At 74.9% G+C, this 4,030-nt stretch carries 2 protein-coding genes and 1 pseudogene; 1 reads left to right on the forward strand and 2 read right to left on the reverse strand.

Annotation, left to right across the window (positions count from 1 at the left end):
- Window positions 1-328 (reverse strand): annotated as a pseudogene (locus BFF76_RS28665) (sporulation protein); the annotation flags it as partial.
- A 941-nt stretch (window positions 329-1,269) separates the two neighbouring features.
- Between BFF76_RS28665 and BFF76_RS28670 the strand changes: the two are divergent.
- On the forward strand, window positions 1,270-3,396 hold the full coding sequence (locus BFF76_RS28670) for an asparagine synthase-related protein (RefSeq protein ID WP_107418508.1): 2,127 nt from the start codon (window positions 1,270-1,272) through the stop codon (window positions 3,394-3,396).
- Window positions 3,397-3,525: 129 nt separating this feature from the next.
- Here the strand turns inward: BFF76_RS28670 and BFF76_RS28675 are convergent.
- Window positions 3,526-4,030 (reverse strand): NPCBM/NEW2 domain-containing protein (locus tag BFF76_RS28675; protein ID WP_208604888.1); only part of this gene is annotated, 505 nt, incomplete at its 5' end.

The following is a 4,030-nucleotide window of genomic DNA, read 5'->3' on the forward strand; positions in this document are numbered from 1 at the left end:
TCGCCGACCGCACCGCCTCGGCCACGTCGCGGGGGAAGGCCAGACCGACCTCGGGCGCCGGGTCGGCGTCGGCGAGCCCGATCTCGTGCAGCGGGACAGGACGGCCGAGTTTGGCCCCTATCGCCGCCGCGATGAGATGGGGCGCCGCGCCCTGCGGCACCATGCCCTTGGCGACCCACCGGGCCACCGACGTCTTGTCGTAACGAAGTGTCAGACCGCGCTGCGCTCCGAGGTCGTTGACCCGCCGGGCGAGCCCGGCGTTGCTGATTCCCGCGAGGGCGAGAACCGTGCCGAGCTTCTCGTTCGGCCCGCGTTGCTCCCTGGACATGCGTCACCCCTCGACACACAGACGGCCGCCGCGTCACCGTCAGGCGCGCGGCATTCGTACCGTGTTCTCCCCAGGTCCGGCCCCGGGCACTCCGGCCGCACACGCATTTGGCCAGGCCCCGTGGAATATGCCGCCCTGCTGAGAACATCGGTAAACCCAGCGTAGTTCGCCCCATCCCCACCGTTAAGGGGCAGAACTCCGTATGGCGGGAATGTTGTCCGTGCGGTGCGGAGCGTGGGCGCCGTGCTCCTGACGTGTGGCCGTGCGCCCGGCCGTGCGCTCTGGCCCGGCCGGTGCGCAAGCGCTTCGATGGGCCCTGCGTGGGTCGGCCCGCCGAACTGGACACGGCGGGCTGGGGGAGACGCCGCCCCAATCCCCGCGGGCGGCGAACCGGTCCGGGAGGTGGCGAACACCTCCCGGACCGTGCGCCGCACGGGCGGGGTTCGGAGACGGCGACGCGTGGGCCGGCGCACCGGGGGGATGCGCCGGCCCGCACGTCGCCGCACTTCGGCCGGAGCGTGCGGGGGTTTCCACGGTCATTGCCGGGGTCCTGTCCGCAGCTCGGGGAGGCACGCGAAGGGGGATTCTCCGGCGAGTCGCCGTGGACGAAACGCGCGATCCGGCAGCGAGCGGAGATTGGCTGAATAGCGCCGGTCGAGGAGGGCGTTGCGCAGCCGCCCGACTATGGCCTGATCGCGCCTGTTCTGCCGCCCGGACGAGCCAGGGGCCGCCGGCGGTGCCGGTCGCCGCAACTCCCGGATGATCCAATTCCGTTGTGGACCACCCCGTGGAGCCGTGGCCAGGCTTTTGCCAGGGGCGCATGCGCATCCGGTGTGCGCCGCCCGTACCCCCTCCAGGGCGCCGTTGTCGTGGCAGCATGTCCCGCGACGGCGTTCCCGTGTCCTGGTACGCCGGTTCGTCCACAGCCTGTGGAGGCGGCGATGCGTTGGTTGGTGGGGTGGAGCAGTATCGCCGCCAGTTTCGGCACCGTGGGCGCGGTCGGCCACCGGGGCGAGGGGCGCACCGTGCATCCGGTGGGGTCCCAACTCCTCTGGGGGGACCCGGATCCGCTCTGGGCCGTGGGCGACTGGCGACCCGACGAGATCCGCATCATCACGGCCGCGACCCCCGAGGGGGCGCCCGTCACCCGCCTCGCCGTCCTCGGCTGCTGCGGGGCCACCGACGAACAGCTCCGCGTGGGGCTGCTGGCCGCCCGTGGCGGGGCGCTGCGCCATCTCACCGCCTGGTCCGGCAGTTACACGGCCGTCGTGCAGATCGGCCGTCGCATCACCGTCGCCGGAGACCTCGCCGGAGCACGCCCCGTCTTCCACACGCCCTGGGCCAACGGAACCGCCTACGCCACCGCCGCCCTCCCGCTCGCCGACCTCATCGAGGCGCAACTGGACATCGGCCACCTCGCCGCGCTGCTGGCCTGCCCCGAGACCCCGGAGGCGCTGGGCGACGGCACACCGTACGCGGGGGTGAAGCGGATCCCGCCCGGTCACGCACTGATCCTCCGGGAGGGCTCACGCGAGATCACCGGGTACGAGGCGGTGGCCTCGCTCGCAGTGGCAGCCGCCCAGACCGACCCGGTGAGCGCGGTCGAAGGCGTACGGGACGCGCTCGTCGAAGCCGTACGCGCACGGCTCACGGCCCCGCGCCACGCCCCCGGGACCCTGCCGCCCGACCCCGGGCCCGTCCCCGGCATGGGGCCGGCCGAACGCCGCGCGGCCCGTGGGGCGCCCGTCCCCGGCATCGGCTCGGACCTCTCCGGTGGCAGCGCCTCCGCCACACTCGCGCTGCTGGCCTCGGGACTGCCCGGGCTGCCGGGCACCGTGCTCGGCCACGGCACGGGGGCGGGCGAACGGCTCCTGGCCGTCACCTTCAACGACCTCTCCGCACAGGGCCTCTCCGCACAGGGCCGCGAGGACGAGCTGGAGCGCGCCCGGGTGATCGCGGCCAACCCCCGCCTGCACCATGTGGTCGTGGCGGCGGGCGAGGAGGCCCTCCCGTACGCGTCGCTGGACAGCGGCCCGCTCACCGACGAGCCCGCCCCCTCCCTCGTCGTCGCCGAACGCCACCGCCGCCGGCTGGCCGCGGGCAGCGCGGACCACTTCGTCGGACACGGCGCCCGGCAGGTCCTGGACGCGCACCCCGCACGGCTGGCCGACCTCCTCCTGGACCGGCGCAGACGCCATCTCCTGCGGCCCGTCGCCGCGCTCGCCAGGGCCGAAGGGCCCGCCACGCACTCCCTGTTCGTACCGCTCGCCGTCTACCGGGCCGCCCGGAAGCTGGCTCGTACGTCGTACCGCACCGGGCTCGAAACGGCGGCGTCCCTGCTGCCCGACGCCAATCGTGACGCCCCCGGCCTCGACACCCCGGCCGACGCCTCGCTGGCCTCCCTCGCCTGGTCCCGGCCCGGTCCGGCCGCGCGCTGGCTCACGGGGGAGGCGCTCGCGGAAGTATCGGTTCGCCTTCAGGAGGCGGCGATCCGGCCCGCCTCGGTCCAGCGGCCGGGCGAGGCCAGGGCCCGCGCGGCGCTGGCCCGGCACGCGGCCGACCAGCGGATCCTGGAGCAGGCCGCCGAGATCCGCAGCCAGCGACTGCACGCCCCTTACCTCGACAACCAGGTCGTACGGGCCGCCCGTGCCCTCCCGGAATCGCTCCGGGTCCAGCCGGGCGCCCGGGCCGCGATCCTGCGCCGGGTCCTCGCGGGCGCCGGCATCCACGACCTGCCGCCCGGCTGGGGCACCCCGTCCCAGGCCACGTCGACCGCCGCAGGACGCATCGGTCTGCGCACCGCACTACCCGACCTGATGGCCCTCTTCGACGCCCCGCTGCTCGCCGACGCGGGCCTGATCGAGGCACGCGTCGTACGCAAGGCGCTTCGTGCGGCGTCCGAGGGCGAGCCCCTCCCGCTGGACGGCCTGGCCGAGCTGGCGTCCACGGAACTCTGGCTCCGCCGTCTGGTCACCCGCCGGGGCACCTGCTGGACCGGCACGGCGGCCCCACGGCAGCGAGCGGTGGCGGGCGGCGTCGTCCCGGCCCGCCGCACCCTGCAGGCGTAAGGGCTGCCGTCGCACTCGTCTCCGTGCCGGAGGAGGCGGCGGTGCGTGGCCGCACACACACCCTGCCCGCCGCCCTCGCCCCGACGTTCCGAGCGGCCTCGGGCGTCCCGAGATGTGTCGCCGCGGAGCTCAGCGGCAGCTGATGCGCGATTGGGCCCAGTCGGCCAGCGCGACCCCGCCGAGCGGTCCCGACGGCTCCACGACGAGCCGGATCGTCTTCGCGCCCTCGAGGCCGACGCTCACCGGTACGGCTGGCTCACCGCCCCGCACCACCGGGGACCGCCACAGCCGCGCCCCTTCGCCGTCGTACACCGAGAAACGCACGGCGCCGAGCCCCAGGGTCAGGTCGTCGACCCCCGCCATCGCGTCGTAGCTGGTGCACGTCCGGTTGAGCTGGACGGTGACCGACGAGCGGGAGGGGGCGGTCACACCGTGGTCGTACGTCGTCGCGGCGATCGACAGCCCTCGGCGCTGCCAGAACACACCGCTGCTGCCGCCGAGCAGGACCTCGGGACCGGTGTGGTCACCGGTGACGGAGTACGCCAGCTCGTTCACCTGGTAGACCACCGGCGCGGGCGGCGGCTCCTGCGGTGGCGGTGGCTCCTCCGGCGCGGGAGGTACTGGGGTCGGGGTG

The sequence above is a fragment of the Streptomyces mutomycini genome (genome assembly GCF_001700505.1).
In the GTDB taxonomy this organism is placed as follows: domain Bacteria; phylum Actinomycetota; class Actinomycetes; order Streptomycetales; family Streptomycetaceae; genus Streptomyces; species Streptomyces mutomycini.